At 72.7% G+C, this 579-nt stretch carries 1 pseudogene; it reads left to right on the top strand.

The annotated features are described in order from the left end of the window. A pseudogene (locus NS334_RS17325) lies at positions 1-579 on the top strand (SLC13 family permease); the annotation flags it as partial.

Below are 579 nucleotides of genomic sequence, written 5' to 3'. Positions count from 1 at the left end.
GCATCGACCGGCGCATCCTGGCCTGCGCCGCCTCGATGGCGGCCGGCGTGAACTTCCTGCCCTGGACCGGGCCGATGATCCGCGCCTCCGCCGCCCTGAAGCTGCCGATCCCCGAGATCTTCTCGCCCCTCGTGCCGGTTCAGGCGGTCGGCCTCGTCTTCATCTTCGCCGTCTCGTACTGGCTCGGCCTTCGGGAGGAGCGCCGTCTGGCCCACGTCCCCGGCGCCGCGGGGGCCGCCCCCGGCCCGGCCGCGACCGCCCGGATCCTGAGCGACGCGGAGCGGACCCTGCGCCGCCCCGACCGCTTCTGGATCAACCTCGTCCTCACGGCGGCGGTCCTGGGGACGATGGTCTTCCTGGCCGAGAAGGTGCCGCCGGCGCTGATGTTCATGCTCGGCACGGCGCTCGCGCTGGTCATCAACTACCCGCAGGTCGACGCCCAGCGGCAGCGGATCGACGCGCACGCCAGGGCCGCGATCCTGATGGCCTCGATCCTCCTCGCCGCCGGCGTGTTCACCGGGATCATGCAGGGCACCGGCATGCTCAGGGCCATGGCCCAGACGGCCGTCACCTTCGTGC

The sequence above is a fragment of the Sphingomonas endophytica genome (assembly GCF_001476895.1).
In the GTDB taxonomy this organism is placed as follows: domain Bacteria; phylum Pseudomonadota; class Alphaproteobacteria; order Sphingomonadales; family Sphingomonadaceae; genus Sphingomonas; species Sphingomonas endophytica_A.
This window is presented reverse-complemented; position numbering and strand designations above follow the sequence as displayed.